The organism is Rhodospirillales bacterium (assembly GCA_023898785.1).
Lineage (GTDB): Bacteria > Pseudomonadota > Alphaproteobacteria > Micavibrionales > Micavibrionaceae > TMED27.
Genome location: CP060239.1, coordinates 1,075,703 through 1,090,934, shown reverse-complemented (window position 1 = coordinate 1,090,934; position 15,232 = coordinate 1,075,703). Strand labels below are relative to the sequence as shown.

The following is a 15,232-nucleotide window of genomic DNA, read 5'->3' as shown; positions in this document are numbered from 1 at the left end:
CTTTCGTGTTTCATCAGTCAAAATCGGTCCATAATCTATCTGCTCTGACACGCAGATGCAAGAAAATCAGCGCTCTAGCCGTCATTTTCAGCATATTTATTACCGCCAGTGCATTTCCCAAGGATAGCCCCATCAACCGGCTGCAATCAGCGCGCGCACAAAAACAGACCATTCGCGCACTCCAGCTTGTCCATCAGGGGCAATGGAACCTGGCGCATGATGCCTTCGCTGAAACCCATGATCCGCTAGCTTCAAAACTATATTATTGGCTGATTTTTTCACAAAAAGGTGATTTCGAAAATTATGTCCGCCTGACACAGTTTATTCGAAACAATCCGGAATGGCCCGGCATAGACGAACTGCGCCGCAGGGCGGAAGAAAAAATGCCGGAAAACTTACGTCCAGAGGAAATTTTAGCATGGTTTACAGATTACAAACCAAGTACTGCGCGTGGCGTTGATCGCTATATGTTTGCAATGATCACCACAGGGAAAACAATCGACGCCAAGAGCTTCCTTGCCGATTGGTGGGCCAGCACGACATTGTCACGCGATGATCAGCGGATGATTTTCAGGAAATACAACACCTATCTCGATCGCGCTGCCCATCTGCGCCGTTTTGATACCATGCTTTATCGTGGACAAAATGTGAACGCGCGCGCTTTGGCCGGCGTTTTAGGGCAGGGCTATCCGCAACTCGCCGAAGCTCGAATCGCCCTGCGCGCCGAAAAAAAATCCGTAAGCCATCTGATCAACGCCGTACCGCGCAGCTTGCAAGGCGATGCCGGATTGCTTTATGAGCGCCTGCGCTGGCGGCGCAAAAACAATCTCGATATGCGCGCCGCTGAAATCCTCCATCGCCCGCCACCAATTGAAAAAATTCAAAATCCAAAGGATTGGTGGACAGAGCGGCATATTCTCATCCGCCGCATGATAGAAAAACGCCAATACAGAAGCGCGGCCCTGCTGGCTTCCAAACATATTCAAAAACCCGGCAGTTTTGAATATGCGCAAGGAGAGTGGATGGCTGGCTGGCTGACCTTGCGTTTTCAAGATAACCCCACACAGGCCTATCAGCACTTCGAAGCGCTCTACCAAAATGTTCAAACCCCGGTCAGTAAGTCTCGCGGGGCCTATTGGGCCGGACAAGCGGCTGCAAAATTCACAGACCCGTCAATTTCTAAAGACTGGTACGAAAAAGCCGCCAGACACCAAACAACCTTTTATGGCCAGCTTGCAGGCGCAAAGCTGGGGCAGGATGGCGCTTTTCCGGGTGCTGCGCCGCCCAAACTTGATGACGCCGAGCTTGCCGATTTTCAGCGCACGGAGCTTATTCAGGCCGCGCAGCTTTTTGCCCGTGCCGGCATGCAAGAGCAAAGCAGCCGTTTCTTATGGGCATTTGTAAAGCATGAAGGGAGTGCCAAGGCCTATAAATATGCTGCCGAGCTTGCTATTAAAAACGGTCAGACGCACGAAGCTGTACGTATTTCGAAAGAGGCGACTAAAAAGGGTTTATTCCTGACGGCGCAGTCATATCCTGTTATTACACACCAATTGCGTGATATTGATTTGGAGTGGGCGCTTATCCACGCGCTTATCCGTCAGGAAAGCATGTTTGATGTGAAGGCGCAAAGTCCGGCAGGCGCTCGCGGTTTGATGCAACTCATGCCTGCGACAGCCGAGGAAACAGCACGTAAAATGGGCATTGCGCATAACACCGTATGGCTCACCAGTAATCCGCAGCATAATATTCGTCTCGGCGCACAGTATTTATTCGATATGATTCGGCGTTATGACGGTGCCTATCCTCTTGCAATTGCGGCCTATAATGCCGGCCCAGGGCGCGTTGACCAATGGCTCAAAACATTTGGCGATCCACGTACCCGAGAGGTTGATTGGATCGACTGGATAGAAATGATACCGATTTATGAAACCCGTAACTATGTGCAGCGCGTTATGGAATCAGTTTACGTCTACAGGTTGCGATTGCAGAAGGTTCAAAGACCGTCCGAAGCGCCTCTTCATATCGCCCTGACGCAGCAATAAAAGACTTGATAAAGCAAGGGCTTAAAGAATTACCTCTGCATTTTTATATGTATTTTAAATAAAGCGTATATTTTTTTTATGATTTTTTCACCAAAATAAGCTAAAGTATAGGTTGTGGGGTTCGGGCTTTATTTATTAAGCCGCATTATATTGGGGGAAGGACTATCATGAAGCTGCTGCTCGCAGATGATCATACGCTTTTTCGTGACGCGCTTGTTCAATATATTGAACGCTCTGATCCCGATGCGGAAGTATCCGTAGCAAAAGATTTCCATGGGGCCTATGAGCATATGCAAAAGGACGGAAAGCAGGATCTTATTTTGCTGGATCTTCGTATGCCGGGTATGGACGGGCTGCAAGGCTTTGAAAAAATGCGCAAGGCCTTTCCTGAAACTCCAGTAGCTTTGATGTCCGGCATTGCGGAGCCTGAAGATGTCCGCGCCGCAATGGATTTAGGCGCGGTTGGTTATTTTCCCAAGACGCTTTCTGGAAAAGCCTTGCTGCAAGCAATTGGCCGCGTTTTAGAGGGGGAAATTTTTATTCCCACAGATCATAAGACGCAACAGTTAATGCCCGCATATTACAATGATATCCCGCTGTCAGCACCTGCCTGTGAGAATAATGTACCGCCACAAGCAAAACAGCCGGAAAAGAATTTTAAACTAACACCCAGAGAGCAAGAAGTTCTTAAACACCTCACGACTGGAGCATCTAACAAGGAAATAGCCAATCATCTTGGCCTGAAAGTGGTAACGGTAAAGCTCCATGTGCGCGGTATTTGCCGTAAACTTGAGGCAAAAAATCGGACGCAGGCAGCACTCATCGCCCGAGAAAATGGTCTTGCGCTGGGCGCAGGGTAGGAGCTTAAGAAAGCGCGATGTTAAATTTTTTTCGCCGCTATTATCACCTCTTTTTATTTATTCCCGGTCTTATCATTCTAGGTGTAGGGATGCTCACCTTGCATACATCCATAAAGCTTTCATCTGAGCAAAATCTGCTTCGTCAGCACTACCAGATGATTTTAACCCAACATCCTGGATTTTCAGATTCGGCTGCCGGACGTAAAATAAAAATTCTGACTAAAGGCGTCCAGACTCAAGAAAAAAATCTTTATTGGTCTGTTATAGCGATTGCGCTCACAGGGTTTTTATTATTGATCATAAATGCCGATCATCTGAGGAAACTGGTCGAAGCCAATAAAGAACGGCAAAAATCGCTCAAACTTTTAGAACACAGGTTGGCGGCGATTGAAGCATCTTTCGAAGGAATTGCTATCGTCGACCCGCAAGGGCTCCTCACCTATATGAACAAGGCGTTAGCGGATATTTATGGCGTAGCTGAGGAGCAAAAGGAAGACTATATCGGCCATTTCTGGCTCAAATTATATAGCGATGAAAATCAGGCTTACATAAAAAATCACGTACTCCCACAGTTTGAACGCGAAGGGTTCTGGCATGATACATCAAAACTTTTGCGTCGGGATGGCAGGGCAATCACAGCAGAGTTGTCTATGACCCGTCTGTCAGATGGTGGCTTTATTGGTACGGCTCGCGATGTAACTGAAATTGAAAAAGCCAGCGCCGAAAAGAAAGAGATACAAAATCAGCTCGCACAGGCCCAAAAAATGGAAGCCATAGGGCGTCTTGCCGGGGGGATCGCACACGACTTTAATAATATTTTAGCCGCGATAAATGGCTATGCCGAATTTTTGACAGAAGATTTGGACGAAGATAGTCCGCAGAAAAAATATGCAGACAATATCTTAAAAGCAGGCTATCAGGCCCGCGCTCTCATCGACCAGATACTTGCGTTTTCCCGCCGTCAGGATGGCGATGTTGAAAATATTGATTTGTGTGGACCGTTGAATGAGAGCATCTCCATGCTGAAAGCAACGCTGCCCAAAAAAATCGCAGTACATACGGACATTCAGGTTATGCCCGCGCCAATAGAAGGCAACGCAACACAGATTGCACAAGCAATTATGAATCTGTGTGTAAATGCGCGTGACGCAATGCGCGATGATGAAGGGGTTTTAAGCATATCTCTGAAAACCGTCGATGTGATGAATGATATTCCTATGACGTCCGTGAGTGATGATCTGCCTGCCATGGAAGACACGCCGCTTATCAGCATTGAAGAAGGAGAGCAGGGCCAGACTTATCTGCATTTTGGAACGGTAAGCCGCAACCATCAATATATCAAGCTCTCAGTTTCCGATACCGGCACAGGCATGAGCCGCATGATAATGGAACATATTTTCGAGCCGTTTTTCACCACCAAAGACGTGCACAAAGGCACTGGTCTGGGGTTGGCCAGTGTACACGGGACAATGACATCCCATCGCGGCGCATTGTTTATTGAAAGCGTATTGGGCAAAGGCACCAAATTTGATCTTCTGTTTCCCTTAAGCAAAGTGGATGAACAAAGCGAAACAGATATAGACATGCATGAGCTGGAAACGCATGGAGGTCTTGTTTTATTAGTAGAGGATCAAGACGAAGTACGCGAAATGACAAGCACCATGCTCAAGCGTTTGGGCTACGACGTTGAAACGGCCAGAAATGGGCTGGAAGCTTCAGATATGCTGTGTGAAAAGCCCGGAGAATATGATCTCGTGCTAACCGACCAAAACATGCCAAAAATGACCGGAACTGAACTCATTCGTCAATCCAGTTTTGATTTTCCCGAATTGCCGTTTGTTATTTTGACAGGCTATAGCGAGGAAAAGCTTCTTGAATTTATGCAAGAACAACCGGCTCTAAAAGACGTTTTGCGCAAACCTGTAAGCCAGAAGATTTTGGCCAAAACGCTGTCTGAGGTTTTAAAAGGAACTGCGAACAGCCCAACGAAAAAAGCCGCCGCTATTTAGCGTCTGCGCCCTTCATAAAACCATGTCCCGAGCATCAGCGCGAGTATAAGCGTCAAGGAAAGCCAAAGCGTGATCGCAGGCTTCTCCTCGGCGCCAATCACATTGAAAGCCTGGGTATCTTGCAATCCAATCCAGTCTTGCCCGCCGTAAGGGCCGTGGCGCATCATCCGCAGACGTGGGCGCGGCGTATCTTTAAGCCACAAGGCTTTTCCCCGGCTATGCTCCAAAAGCGGTTGAAGCAATTCAGCGCTACTCAAAACATTGCGAAATTCCGGCGGATCAACTTCGCCAACCACCGCAAAACGTAAACCGCCATCTGCGGTCTCAAAACGATAAATGCCGTTTTGTTTGGCCCGGTGGAAATGCTCCAGCAAACCATTTTGCGTAGGGGTTAAAGCAAGTTCTTCTTCACGGCCATCGGGCGCGCGCATTTTGACAACATCTTTGCTGCGTTCAAACGCCGCCCGGCGTAAAATCAATGTATGCCCGTCTACGCGTACATCCAAAATCTGCTCATCAAGCTCCGGCTCTTTCATCAGCCAGTGCACGACGCGCCGTAACAGTTCGCCGTGTGGCCCGCCGCCTTCATATCCGCGTGACCACAGCCAGATATGATCACTGGCAATCTGCGCTGCGCGCCCCTTCCCAACATGATTTAAGATCAACAAAGGGCGCTCATCAATGCCGTGCATCAACACATGCCCTTTAACATTCTGCAAGCCAATCTGACGTAGCCATGGCCCCCAGGGCGTTTTTTTGTCTTTGCGCATGCTGCCGCCCCCCGACCAAAGTAAACTGCGAGTTACCGGGTGACCCTGGCCGAGAGTTGTGATTTTGGGAGTATAGGCCTGCTCATAAACCTGGCCATTGGGAACGCCCGGAAGAATGTCGCGCAGCGCCGTATAATAAATCGAATCTTCGCTGGCATAGGCCGGACCGCTGGCCTCCAAAAAGGCTCCGCCTTTCTCAACATAGCGCGCGATATTACGGAAATAATGATCCGGCAAAATACGGTTCAGTCGGTATCGGTCAAAAATGATCAGATCAAAGTCATAGAGTTTAAGTTCGAACAATTCACGAAATGGAAACGCGATCAGCGACATTTCATTTTGCGGCGTGGCATCGACTTTATCGGGCTCACGCAAAATCGTGAAATGCACCAGATCAACACTGGGATCTCCGGTCAGAAGATCGCGCCATGTACGCCCGCCCGCATGCGGCTTGCCCGAAACCAGCAAAACGCGCAGCCGGTCACGCACACCTTGAAAATCAATTGCCGCCCGGTTGTTGCGTTCTGTCAGCTCGCCAGGCAAAGGCTCAACAAAAAGTTCAAACACATTTTGCCCTGCATGATGCACCGGCAGGCTCATCGTGTGCTCTTCACCGACGCGGGCTACATCGCGGCGTACCGTACCGTCGCTCATTTGCAAGCTCACCTGCACATGCGTTTCGTGCAAAGCGCCGCTATCCTCTATACGGAACCGTACATCGATGTCCTGCCCGACAATGCCAAAGGCCGGGGCATTCGTGACAACAATCCGCCTGTCCGTTTCGTTCTTTTCACCGGTGAGAAGCAGATGAACCGGGCCGTAGGATTCTTGAAGCTTTTCAACATCTGGAATGTCGTGAACTTGCCCGTCGCTGATGATAATAACGCCTGCACGCCGCCCTTCCGGCACATCGGCCAGAGCGGTTTCTAAGGACTCAAACAAGTTCGTGCTGCTGGCTAGCGCGCCATCATGTGGTCCCTTCACCAAACGCATCTCTAAGGATTCATTACGCTCAATTGTATTTTGCAAATACTCCAGAGCATCAAGACTGCGCACTTTGCGTTGGCCGAAATCCTGACTGGCGCTTTCATCAAGGACAACGGCAACGACGCTGGGAACAGCCTCTCGTTTCTCGGTATGCACAGACGGCCCGGCCAAAATAAAGAGAAAGAATGCAAAACACAGCGCACGAAAAATCGGAAAGCGCCCGGCGGTAAAAATTTTGGCCAATACCAGCACCAGCGCCAACAATCCAAACGTACAAAGCATCGCCTCAGGGATAAGAGGAGTGAAATGCAGGCTAAGCGATTGAGCACTTAAATTATTCACGGGTGGCTCCTTCCGTTTCTGGCAGGGCTGCCGCGTCCCAAACGCTCCAGGATATGTGGAACATGCACTTGGTCAGCTTTATAATTACCCGTAAGCGCATACATCACAAGGTTAACCCCAAAGCGCAGCGATTGCTCATGGCGCGGAGTCATGCCGCTCAAATATTGCTGCCCCCCACGCGTAACGATATTAAGCTCTGCCCAGGCGCCAACCCAGTCATGAGAGCCGAGAATAACGGAAGACACGCCATCCCGTCCGCCTGCACTTTGTCCCTCAACCCAAAGCGGCGCGCCTTCATAGCGCCCGGGATAACTTTTCAGCAGGTAAAAAGTTTTATTCAAAACATGGTCTTCCGGTAAGGGAGAAAGCGGCGGAATATTCAAACCGCTTAAAACCTTGCGCAGGGCAGGCGATGATTTCTGCCCGTCGCGCGTATCGACTAAAATACTGCCGCCATGATCAAGATAAGCCTGCAGGTTTTGCAGTGCTTCGGCGCCGGGCGGTTCTTGCGCGGCGCTGATCGGCCAATAAAGAAGAGGATAGAATACGAGCGTATCTGTTTCCAGTGAAACCCCGCGCACATGTTTGGGTTCAGCCGAAGTGCGCATATTCAAAGCCACCGCCAGAACCTTCAGCCCCTTTTCGCTGAGCGCGTCAATACTGACATTGCCTGTGCGGACATAAGCCAGTGTTAAGTCTTGCGATTCTTGCGGAATTTGCGCACGGGCCGGAGCGGAAAAAGCCAGCAGTATCAATACCGCAACCGTTTTTCCCTTAAAAGATAAGCGCGGCCATTTTGCGCTCGAAAGAAACAGCATAATCAGCGCATCGAGCAGGAATAAAACAAAGGCTGCGCTCAGCAAAAGCGGCGCAAGATCCTTTTCAAATGCCCGGTCATAGGTTTTAAGCACCATTCCATCACCGCCAAGACTTGCACGCAGCGGTGGCAAATGATCACCGAGATTAAGCGCTTTTTGCAAACCGCCGCGCCCATAAAAACCGGGCGGATGTTGCGGCATTGGCGTTTGTTTCTCAAAGTCAGCCGCATCAATCGGCAAAACATGCGCCGCCGGGCTTTGCAAACTGCCAAATCCGTCAAGCATTTGAACCGGCTGGAGCATGCCGCTTTGATCAAGACTCAAAGCCCCGCTATGACCTGAAAATTTTAACAAATGTTTGAGAAGCTGGACATAAAATCCTGAAAGCGGCAGGTTCGACCATTCCGGCGAGGCCGTCGTATGAACCATAACGATCAGCCCGCCGCCACGCTGCGCCGCCGTGATCAGCGGCGTTCCGTCTTCAAGCTGCATCCATGTCTTGTCCTCCAGATCGGAAGAAAATTCCGGCAGGATTTGCCCCGATACCCGCAAATCTTCATCCGCATCCAAACCATAAAGCGGGCTGTCCGGAGCAATCGGCGTGGCGGCAAGAGGCTTATCCCAACTCAGAGAGCCTTTAACGTTCCGCGCTTCGCTGCGCAAAGGCGTCGGCACAAGTGTGTCTTGCCCGCGCGCCTGTGTTGTCATGGTTGGTCCGGCAAAGCGCAGCAGCAAGCCGCCAGCCTCGACCCACGCACTTAACCCGTTGAGAGTTTCCGGCGGAAGAACGCCAATATCAGGCAACACAATCATTGACGGATCTTGATCTATAATTTCACCAAGCGGCCCTTGTAAAAGCGTGGTGTAAGGCTCCAAAGCTTTAATCAGGTAAAAACTGTCTTCGGTCAGTTGCGACGCCTGCGCCGCTTCTTCCGGTGCGATGATAGCCACTGTTTTCGGTCCGCCGCTTGCGTCCATGAAATAATGCGCCGCCGCTGTATTTTGTCCGGTAATACGAAATGCGCTGGCCTGATTTCTTTGGGCCTGAGGCAAATCAAATGAAACGCTAACGGGAAAAGATTGCCCGTCTGTCTCCACGAGCTTGTCATCAAGGATTTTCCCTTGCGCGCTTAAAAGCTGCACCCGCACCGGTGCGTTCGGCTCCAGATTATGCGGCCCATCAATCATAATTGACGGCTGGCTATGGAACTTCTCCGGGCTTTTTAGACTCAAGGGCAAAGAGCCCTGCGCCGGAACGTGAAATATGACTTTTCCATTCTTGCTCTGCGCCGCCAAGGCCCTGATCAAGGCAGGTTGTCCGGGTTTTTCAAGCCCGTCACTGAGCCATAATACGTGCGCATCGGAAAGATCAGGCAAAATGCCGCGCAGCGCTCCAAGTGCTGCAGGCCAGGGGTATGGCTTAAGAGCGCGCACGAATGACAGCGCATCGCTCACCGTCACCGGCCCATAGACCTGCGGGGCTTTTGTATCGGCTTCAGGAGCGCTGGTAAGAATAGTGATATTTTGTTTTTGTCGTCCCGCCTGTTCAATTTCGCTGATGGCCGCGCTTTGAATGTCACCCCAGTTCTGCGCAGCGCCCCAGCCGTTATCAATCATTAGCAAAAGCGGCCCATTCGTGCCTGCGCTTTGCGAAGGGTTCAACACCGGCCGCGCTAACGCCAGCAGCAATAAAGCCGCCATCAACAGGCGTAGCAGCAAAATCCACCACGGCGTATGGCTCGGCGTATGTTCTTTCGGCTCTAACCCGTCCAGTAAACGTACAGCTGGAAAGGCGACCGTTTTGGGTACTGGCGGTGTAATGCGCAGCAGGATGTAAACAACAGGCAGGGCCAGCAGGGCCGTTAAAGCCCAAGGGTTGAGAAATGCCAGCGATCCGAACAGCCCGCCGATCATTGCGCATTCTCCAGCCAGATCTGCAGCACCGTTTCCTCCAGAAGCCTATCGCTGGAATGCACAATAAACTTCCAGCCCCAGCCGGCGGCCAATGCTTGTAAATCCTGAAGATGCGCTTCCATCCGCGTCTGATAAGCCTCGCGAATATCGCGCGCATTATCAATCATGACGCGCCGTTCGCCTGCCATGTCTTCAAAATGAATGCGCCCCTCATAAGGCAGGGCCAGTTCTGCTGGATCTAAAATCACAACCATCCAGCCATTGCGTGTGCATTCGGCCAGCGGTTTAAGCGCCGCCCTTATATTTGCAATAGGTTCGAGAAAGTCGCTTAAGGCATAAAAATGCGCATGGCGTGGAATAGAAATCGACCGGGGCAGGGCGCATGGATCTGTGCGCATCAAGATATGTTCAAAGCTGCTCAGCGTTTTTTCAGAATGGCCTGGTCGCTGCGTTCCGGCAAAACCGATCATCTCTCCGCCGCGGCTATGGAGTAGCGCTAGCGTCAGAGCTAGCACACCGGCAACATGTTTTTTATCAAAACGACACGTATCGGATTTAAAATTCATATCTGCGTTGCGCTTGGTCCAGAAAAGACAGCTTTGTGCGTTATGCTGCTCTTTCTGGCGAATAAAGATTCGATCCCCCTTCGCGCTTTGCCGCCAGTCAATTGCGCACGGCATATCGCCCGGCTGATATTCACGGAATTGCCAGAACGCTTCACCCGCACCGGGGCGTTTGCGCGGATTGGCCCCGTGCAAAACATGAAACGCAGTTTTAACGGCCAGCGCCCGCAAATCGGGAATCTGCGCAGCAGCGCGTTCAGCTTCAGATCTTAAGGGGAGCAAGCGCATGAGCTTATAAATTTTCGCTTAAGTTCCTGATAATATACGCTTCGTCCAAAGCTTCGCTATGAGCTTTATAATTTAGCGCCATGCGGTGTTGCAAAACCGGCACGGCAAGCGCAATCACGTCATCAATCGAAGGCGCGCTGCGCCCGTCGAGCAAAGCCCGCGCCCGTGTCGCCAGCATTAAAGCCTGCGAAGCGCGCGGCCCCGGCGCCCAGCTCACATACTCATTAACCAATTCAGGAGAGCTCTCACCGGGCCGGGCAGAGCGCACCAGCTTCAAAATCGCTTCAACCACTTGTTCGCCAATCGGTATCGCCCGTACGAGAGTCTGTATATTCAGCAAATCCTGAGCGCTCATCGCTTGCGCGGCGCTGGCTTGATCTGTGCCTGTTGTGGCCAAAATAATATCGCGCTCTGCTTGTTCGTCGGGATATTCAACATCAACTTGCATCAGGAATCGGTCAAGCTGCGCCTCGGGCAAGGGGTATGTCCCTTCCTGCTCAATCGGATTTTGCGTCGCCAAAACATGGAATGGTTCGGGCAGCATGTGAGTTTCTCCCCCCGCACTGACGCTGCGCTCTTGCATGGCTTGCAGCAGAGCGCTTTGTGTACGGGGTGAGGCGCGGTTGATCTCATCGGCCATCAGTAATTGTGTAAAAACCGGCCCCTTGATAAAGCGAAAGGCGCGGCTGCCCCCACCTTCTTTTGAGTTGTCATCTTCCAAAACTTCCGAGCCTACAATATCGGCGGGCATCAAATCCGGCGTACATTGTACCCGGTTGCTGTCCAGCCCCAGCGCTGTCGCTGCCGTATCAACCAGCAGGGTTTTTGCCAGTCCCGGCACACCGATGAGCAGCACATGCCCGCCAGAAGCCAGCGTAATGAGTGTGTTGGCCACGACATCGCTCTGTCCGATTACAATCTTCTCGATCTCGGTTTTGGCAGCCTGCAGTTTGGCAGCGGCTTCGTCGAAATACTCTTCAGGTTTAGGGGCGGCTTTGGTCACGGAAAAACTCCTGCTTTGAATGCGAACAAAAAGTATATTAAGGGTATTAAGAGATTTGAAAAGGGTGAACGCACATTTATGGACCAAAAACCTGTATCGATGTTAGAGCCGCAAGACTGGATGAAGGCAGACGAAACGCAGAGCGTCATGAAGGCGCTGGGGCAGGGGTATGCCTTGTTCGTTGGCGGATGCGTGAGGAATGCGCTGCTCGGACAGTCTGTCGATGATATCGATATCGCCAGCGCCTTAACGCCAGACGAAGTTACAAAAAAACTGGAAGCCGCTGGCATCAAAGTGATTCCCACAGGAATCGATCACGGCACCGTAACCGCTGTCACGGGCGGCAAACCGTTTGAAATTACCACCTTGCGCAAAGATGTTGAAACAGATGGTCGCCGTGCGGTGGTGGAGTTTTCAACCGACTGGGCAGAAGACGCCCGCCGCCGTGATTTCACCATGAACACGCTGCTGATGGATCTGGAAGGAAATATTTACGATCCTTTGGGCTGCGGGCTCAAAGATCTGCACGCCCGGCGCGTCGTGTTTGTCGGCGACCCGCGCAAGCGCATTGCCGAGGATTATTTGCGCATCCTGCGCTATTTCCGCTTTCACGCGCTTTATGCTGATGGCGCGCCTGACGCGCAAGCTCTTGCCGCTTGCCGCACCGCCGCCGATAAAATCGCCGCCCTGTCCAAAGAGCGTATTACGCAGGAATTTTTCAAAATCCTTTCTGTTGATGATCCGCTCACGGTTTTAATATTGATGTTTGAAAATGATATTTTGAAAGAATTTAAAACGCCTGAATATGATGAGAGGCTGCTCAAATCCCTTTGTTATTTCCAAAAGAATTACGGGCTTGTCTCCATCGCCGCGCGCCTGTTGATTCTCGCCGGATTCGCAGAAAAAAACCTCAAAGCCTTCGATGATTTTCTTTTGATTCCCAAAGTCTTCAAAAAAGATATTGAGAATTTGAATCAAGTTTTGGCCCTGCCGGATCTTAAAGACGATCACGCCGTTAAAGTCGCCATATATAAACATGGCCGCACCGCCACCGCGCAAGGATTGATGATCGAACTGGCTCTCGACCGCGTCATGAACGGCTATGCCCCTCAGGCCGTCAAAATTATTCAGAATTGGGATATTCCCGATTTCCTGCTCACCGGCGAAGACCTCATCAAAGAAGGTTTCAAACCCGGCCCACAGCTCGGCGAAGAACTCCAGCGCCGCGAAGACGCGTGGATTAAAGGTGGGTTTAAAAATTAAAGCCCCATGAACCTTACTTGTTCCAAACCCCTGGCGCCTCTTCGAGAGCAACGCCGTTATGGCTTGCTTCGACAACCCGATAATATGTGCCATCTTGATCTGCAAGGTGTGTGCCGTCTACGGGCTTTAAAACAAGAGGTTCTGTGGCTGTTTTTCGATCTTCATTTAATTTTTTTGATGCTGCCTCAAATTTTGAACTCATTTTAATTAATGCCTCCGCCGCTTATTATTTTCAATAATAGTATAAAACAGGGGTGTGAAATAGCATGCCTCGCTCAAGAAATGCAACAAAAAAGTATAAAGTGGTATTATTTATTAACTTTGATGCCTACGGCCACTTCACTTCCGGGGGCATCGACATCAGGATCGCCTCAGTGTTTCCGCCGGTTTTCAGGCCGAATTGCGTCCCGCGATCATACAGCAGGTTGTATTCGACGTAGCGTCCGCGCTTGATCAGTTGAAATTGCCGCTCTTCTGCGCTCCAGCCTTCATTCATGTGCGTACGCACGATTTGCGGGTAAATCGCCAGAAAGGTCCGCCCAACATCCTGTGTATAGGCGAAATCCGCCGTCCAATCCCCGCCAGTGTCCGAAGAATCGAGATAATCATAGAAAATCCCGCCAACCCCGCGCGGCTCGCCGCGATGCGGCAGGAAGAAATACCGGTCGCACCATTCCTTATGCGCCTTGTAATAATTCGGATCATGCCTATCACAGCATTCTTGCAAAGCGCCGTGAAACGCGCGCGTATCATCTTCATTCGGAAACATCGGGGTTAAATCCGCCCCGCCGCCAAACCATCCCTTGGAGGTCACAATCATCCGCGTATTCATATGCACCGCCGGCACAAGAGGGCTTTGCATATGCGCCACCAGAGAAATCCCGGACGCCCAGAACTGCCCGCCTGATTTGTTGGCCCCCGGCACCCGCGCCGCAAACTCTTCGGAAAAAACACCGTAAACCTCTGAAATATTCACCCCGACCTTTTCAAACACGCGCCCCCGCATGATAGACATTTCACCGCCGCCCTTCAGGATAGAACCCGATTCATTCGGCTCGTCGTTGTTTTCCCGGGCCCACGGGCTGCGCTCAAACGCGCCGGGCGCTAGATCGGCTTTATTGCTACCGGAAAGCTCGCCTTCAATCGTCTCAAACTCTGCGCAAATATTATCGCGCAACCGCCTGAACCAGACGCTGGCCTGCGCCTTTCGTTCATCCCAATCGTTCATACGGCGCTCCATCGCGTTTGCCTTAAAGATTCACCCAAAATCATAGAACTCGCATTGACAATATTCAACGAACGCATCACCCCATGCATCGGAATGAGCACTCGCGCATCGACCGACTCATGCACCTCTTGCGGCACGCCTGCGCTCTCGCTGCCGGCCAGTAAAATATCATCATCACGAAATTCAAAATCCACATAGGGCACAGCCGCTTTCGTGCTCATAAGCACAACCCGTCGCCCCTCATGCGCACCGGTAAAGGCATCCCATGATGTGTGGCGCACAATATTGACATGGTCAATATAATCCATAGCCGATTGGCGTATTTTACGCACGTCCCACGGAAAACTACACGGTTCAATAACTTCCAGTCCCACATTCATACAGGCGCAAAGCCGGATCATGGCCCCGACATTTTGCGGGATATCCGGTTGGTAAAGAGCAATTGAGAGCATAATGACCGCGGTCCTTCATTTCATTGTGTGTAATTTATAAAATATATCGATGGAATAGTGATAGAGAAGGCTTGATCATTTATAAAGAGAGAAGTAAAAACAATGCGTTCGAACATTCCTAAATAAACAAAAAACAGATAAAATTATGACAGCAGATAGCAAAGACCGGCGCGATTTCCTGCAACTTACAGGTGCTGCTTTTGGCGCCGTGGGAATAGCCTGTGCCGCCGCGCCGATGATCAATTCCCTCAACCCTGCCAAGGACACATTGGCATTGGCGACCACCGAGGTGGATATTAGCGGTATTCCGGTTGGCGGTTCCAAAACCGTGATGTGGCAGGGGAAGCCGGTCTTCATCAAACACCGTACGGCTGAGCAGATCGAAGAAGCCGGAGAGGTCGATATTTCGACACTAATTGACAAGCAAACCGACGAACAGCGTGTAAAGAAGCCTGAATGGCTGGTTGTTGTTGGTGTATGCACCCACCTTGGCTGTATCCCCGGCGGGCAAAAACCCACTGATGCGCACGGCGAATATCATGGCTGGTTCTGCCCTTGTCACGGTTCGCACTACGACACATCTGGTCGTATTCGCAAAGGCCCGGCCCCAAAGAACCTCATGGTTCCGCCATATGAGTTCATCAGCGATACTGTGATCAAAATCGGATAAAAATAAGAGGGTATAAGGAG

Annotated in this window: 12 protein-coding genes; 5 read left to right on the top strand and 7 right to left on the bottom strand. The window is 50.9% G+C overall.

The genetic code is table 11. The features are described from left to right. The first annotated feature begins 5 nt into the window (after positions 1–5). The 3 genes from H6859_05520 to H6859_05510 all read left to right on the top strand — a co-directional run bounded on the left by H6859_05520 (position 6) and on the right by H6859_05510 (position 4,914). Entirely contained in the window at positions 6–2,045 is a 2,040-nt protein-coding gene (locus H6859_05520) for a lytic transglycosylase domain-containing protein (GenBank protein ID USO06616.1), read from the top strand. 167 nt (positions 2,046–2,212) lie between these two features. Then, a complete protein-coding gene (locus H6859_05515) occupies positions 2,213–2,905 on the top strand; it encodes a response regulator transcription factor (GenBank protein USO06615.1) in 693 nt (230 codons plus the stop codon). A gap of 17 nt (positions 2,906–2,922) precedes the next feature. Further along, positions 2,923–4,914, top strand: a complete 1,992-nt coding sequence (locus tag H6859_05510) for a response regulator (protein USO06614.1) — start codon at positions 2,923–2,925, stop codon at positions 4,912–4,914. Here the strand turns inward: H6859_05510 and H6859_05505 are convergent. From H6859_05505 to H6859_05490, 4 genes are read right to left on the bottom strand one after another with little or no spacing between them, the layout of a single operon-like run. Then, positions 4,911–7,013: a hypothetical protein gene (locus tag H6859_05505; GenBank protein ID USO06613.1), complete on the bottom strand. Its 2,103-nt coding sequence runs from the start codon at positions 7,011–7,013 to the stop codon at positions 4,911–4,913. The genes H6859_05510 and H6859_05505 overlap by 4 nt on opposite strands. Further along, the gene (locus H6859_05500) at positions 7,010–9,745 is read right to left on the bottom strand and encodes a DUF4159 domain-containing protein (protein USO06612.1); all 2,736 of its coding nucleotides are present in this window, start codon (positions 9,743–9,745) and stop codon (positions 7,010–7,012) included. Before H6859_05500 ends, H6859_05505 begins: the two co-directional genes overlap by 4 nt. After that, positions 9,742–10,596 carry a DUF58 domain-containing protein gene (locus H6859_05495; protein ID USO06611.1) on the bottom strand — a complete coding sequence of 285 codons (855 nt, stop codon included), beginning with the start codon at positions 10,594–10,596 and terminating at the stop codon, positions 9,742–9,744. Before H6859_05495 ends, H6859_05500 begins: the two co-directional genes overlap by 4 nt. A 4-nt stretch (positions 10,597–10,600) precedes the next feature. Next, positions 10,601–11,599, bottom strand: a complete 999-nt coding sequence (locus tag H6859_05490; GenBank protein USO06610.1) for an AAA family ATPase — start codon at positions 11,597–11,599, stop codon at positions 10,601–10,603. Between the two features lie 78 nt (positions 11,600–11,677). Between H6859_05490 and H6859_05485 the strand changes: the two genes are divergently transcribed. Further along, positions 11,678–12,862, top strand: coding sequence for a CCA tRNA nucleotidyltransferase (locus H6859_05485; protein ID USO06609.1), 1,185 nt, complete (start codon positions 11,678–11,680; stop codon positions 12,860–12,862). A gap of 13 nt (positions 12,863–12,875) precedes the next feature. Here the strand turns inward: H6859_05485 and H6859_05480 are convergent, their stop codons facing one another. The 3 genes from H6859_05480 to H6859_05470 form a co-directional block, all read right to left on the bottom strand. Continuing rightward, positions 12,876–13,064 carry a hypothetical protein gene (locus tag H6859_05480; GenBank protein USO06608.1) on the bottom strand — a complete coding sequence of 63 codons (189 nt, stop codon included), beginning with the start codon at positions 13,062–13,064 and terminating at the stop codon, positions 12,876–12,878. A 126-nt stretch (positions 13,065–13,190) separates the two neighbouring features. Continuing rightward, positions 13,191–14,090, bottom strand: coding sequence for an oxygen-dependent coproporphyrinogen oxidase (hemF, locus tag H6859_05475; protein USO06607.1), 900 nt, complete (start codon positions 14,088–14,090; stop codon positions 13,191–13,193). Further along, positions 14,087–14,542, bottom strand: a complete 456-nt coding sequence (locus H6859_05470; GenBank protein USO06606.1) for a tRNA (cytidine(34)-2'-O)-methyltransferase — start codon at positions 14,540–14,542, stop codon at positions 14,087–14,089. Before H6859_05470 ends, hemF begins: the two co-directional genes overlap by 4 nt. Positions 14,543–14,687: 145 nt before the next feature. Here H6859_05470 and petA point away from each other — a divergent pair, with 145 nt between their 5' ends. Beyond that, positions 14,688–15,212 (top strand): ubiquinol-cytochrome c reductase iron-sulfur subunit, encoded by a 525-nt coding sequence (petA, locus tag H6859_05465; GenBank protein ID USO06605.1) that lies wholly within the window; start codon positions 14,688–14,690, stop codon positions 15,210–15,212. The last annotated feature ends 20 nt before the right edge of the window (positions 15,213–15,232 follow it).

Coding starts and splice junctions, on each gene's coding strand:
- H6859_05515 (USO06615.1), top strand. CDS start 2,213: ATGAAGCTGCTGCTCGCAGATGATCATACGCTTTTTCGTGACGCGCTT.
- H6859_05510 (USO06614.1), top strand. CDS start 2,923: ATGTTAAATTTTTTTCGCCGCTATTATCACCTCTTTTTATTTATTCCC.
- H6859_05500 (USO06612.1), bottom strand. CDS start 9,745: ATGATCGGCGGGCTGTTCGGATCGCTGGCATTTCTCAACCCTTGGGCT.
- H6859_05495 (USO06611.1), bottom strand. CDS start 10,596: ATGCGCTTGCTCCCCTTAAGATCTGAAGCTGAACGCGCTGCTGCGCAG.
- H6859_05485 (USO06609.1), top strand. CDS start 11,678: ATGGACCAAAAACCTGTATCGATGTTAGAGCCGCAAGACTGGATGAAG.
- H6859_05480 (USO06608.1), bottom strand. CDS start 13,064: ATGAGTTCAAAATTTGAGGCAGCATCAAAAAAATTAAATGAAGATCGA.
- hemF (USO06607.1), bottom strand. CDS start 14,090: ATGAACGATTGGGATGAACGAAAGGCGCAGGCCAGCGTCTGGTTCAGG.
- H6859_05470 (USO06606.1), bottom strand. CDS start 14,542: ATGCTCTCAATTGCTCTTTACCAACCGGATATCCCGCAAAATGTCGGG.
- petA (USO06605.1), top strand. CDS start 14,688: ATGACAGCAGATAGCAAAGACCGGCGCGATTTCCTGCAACTTACAGGT.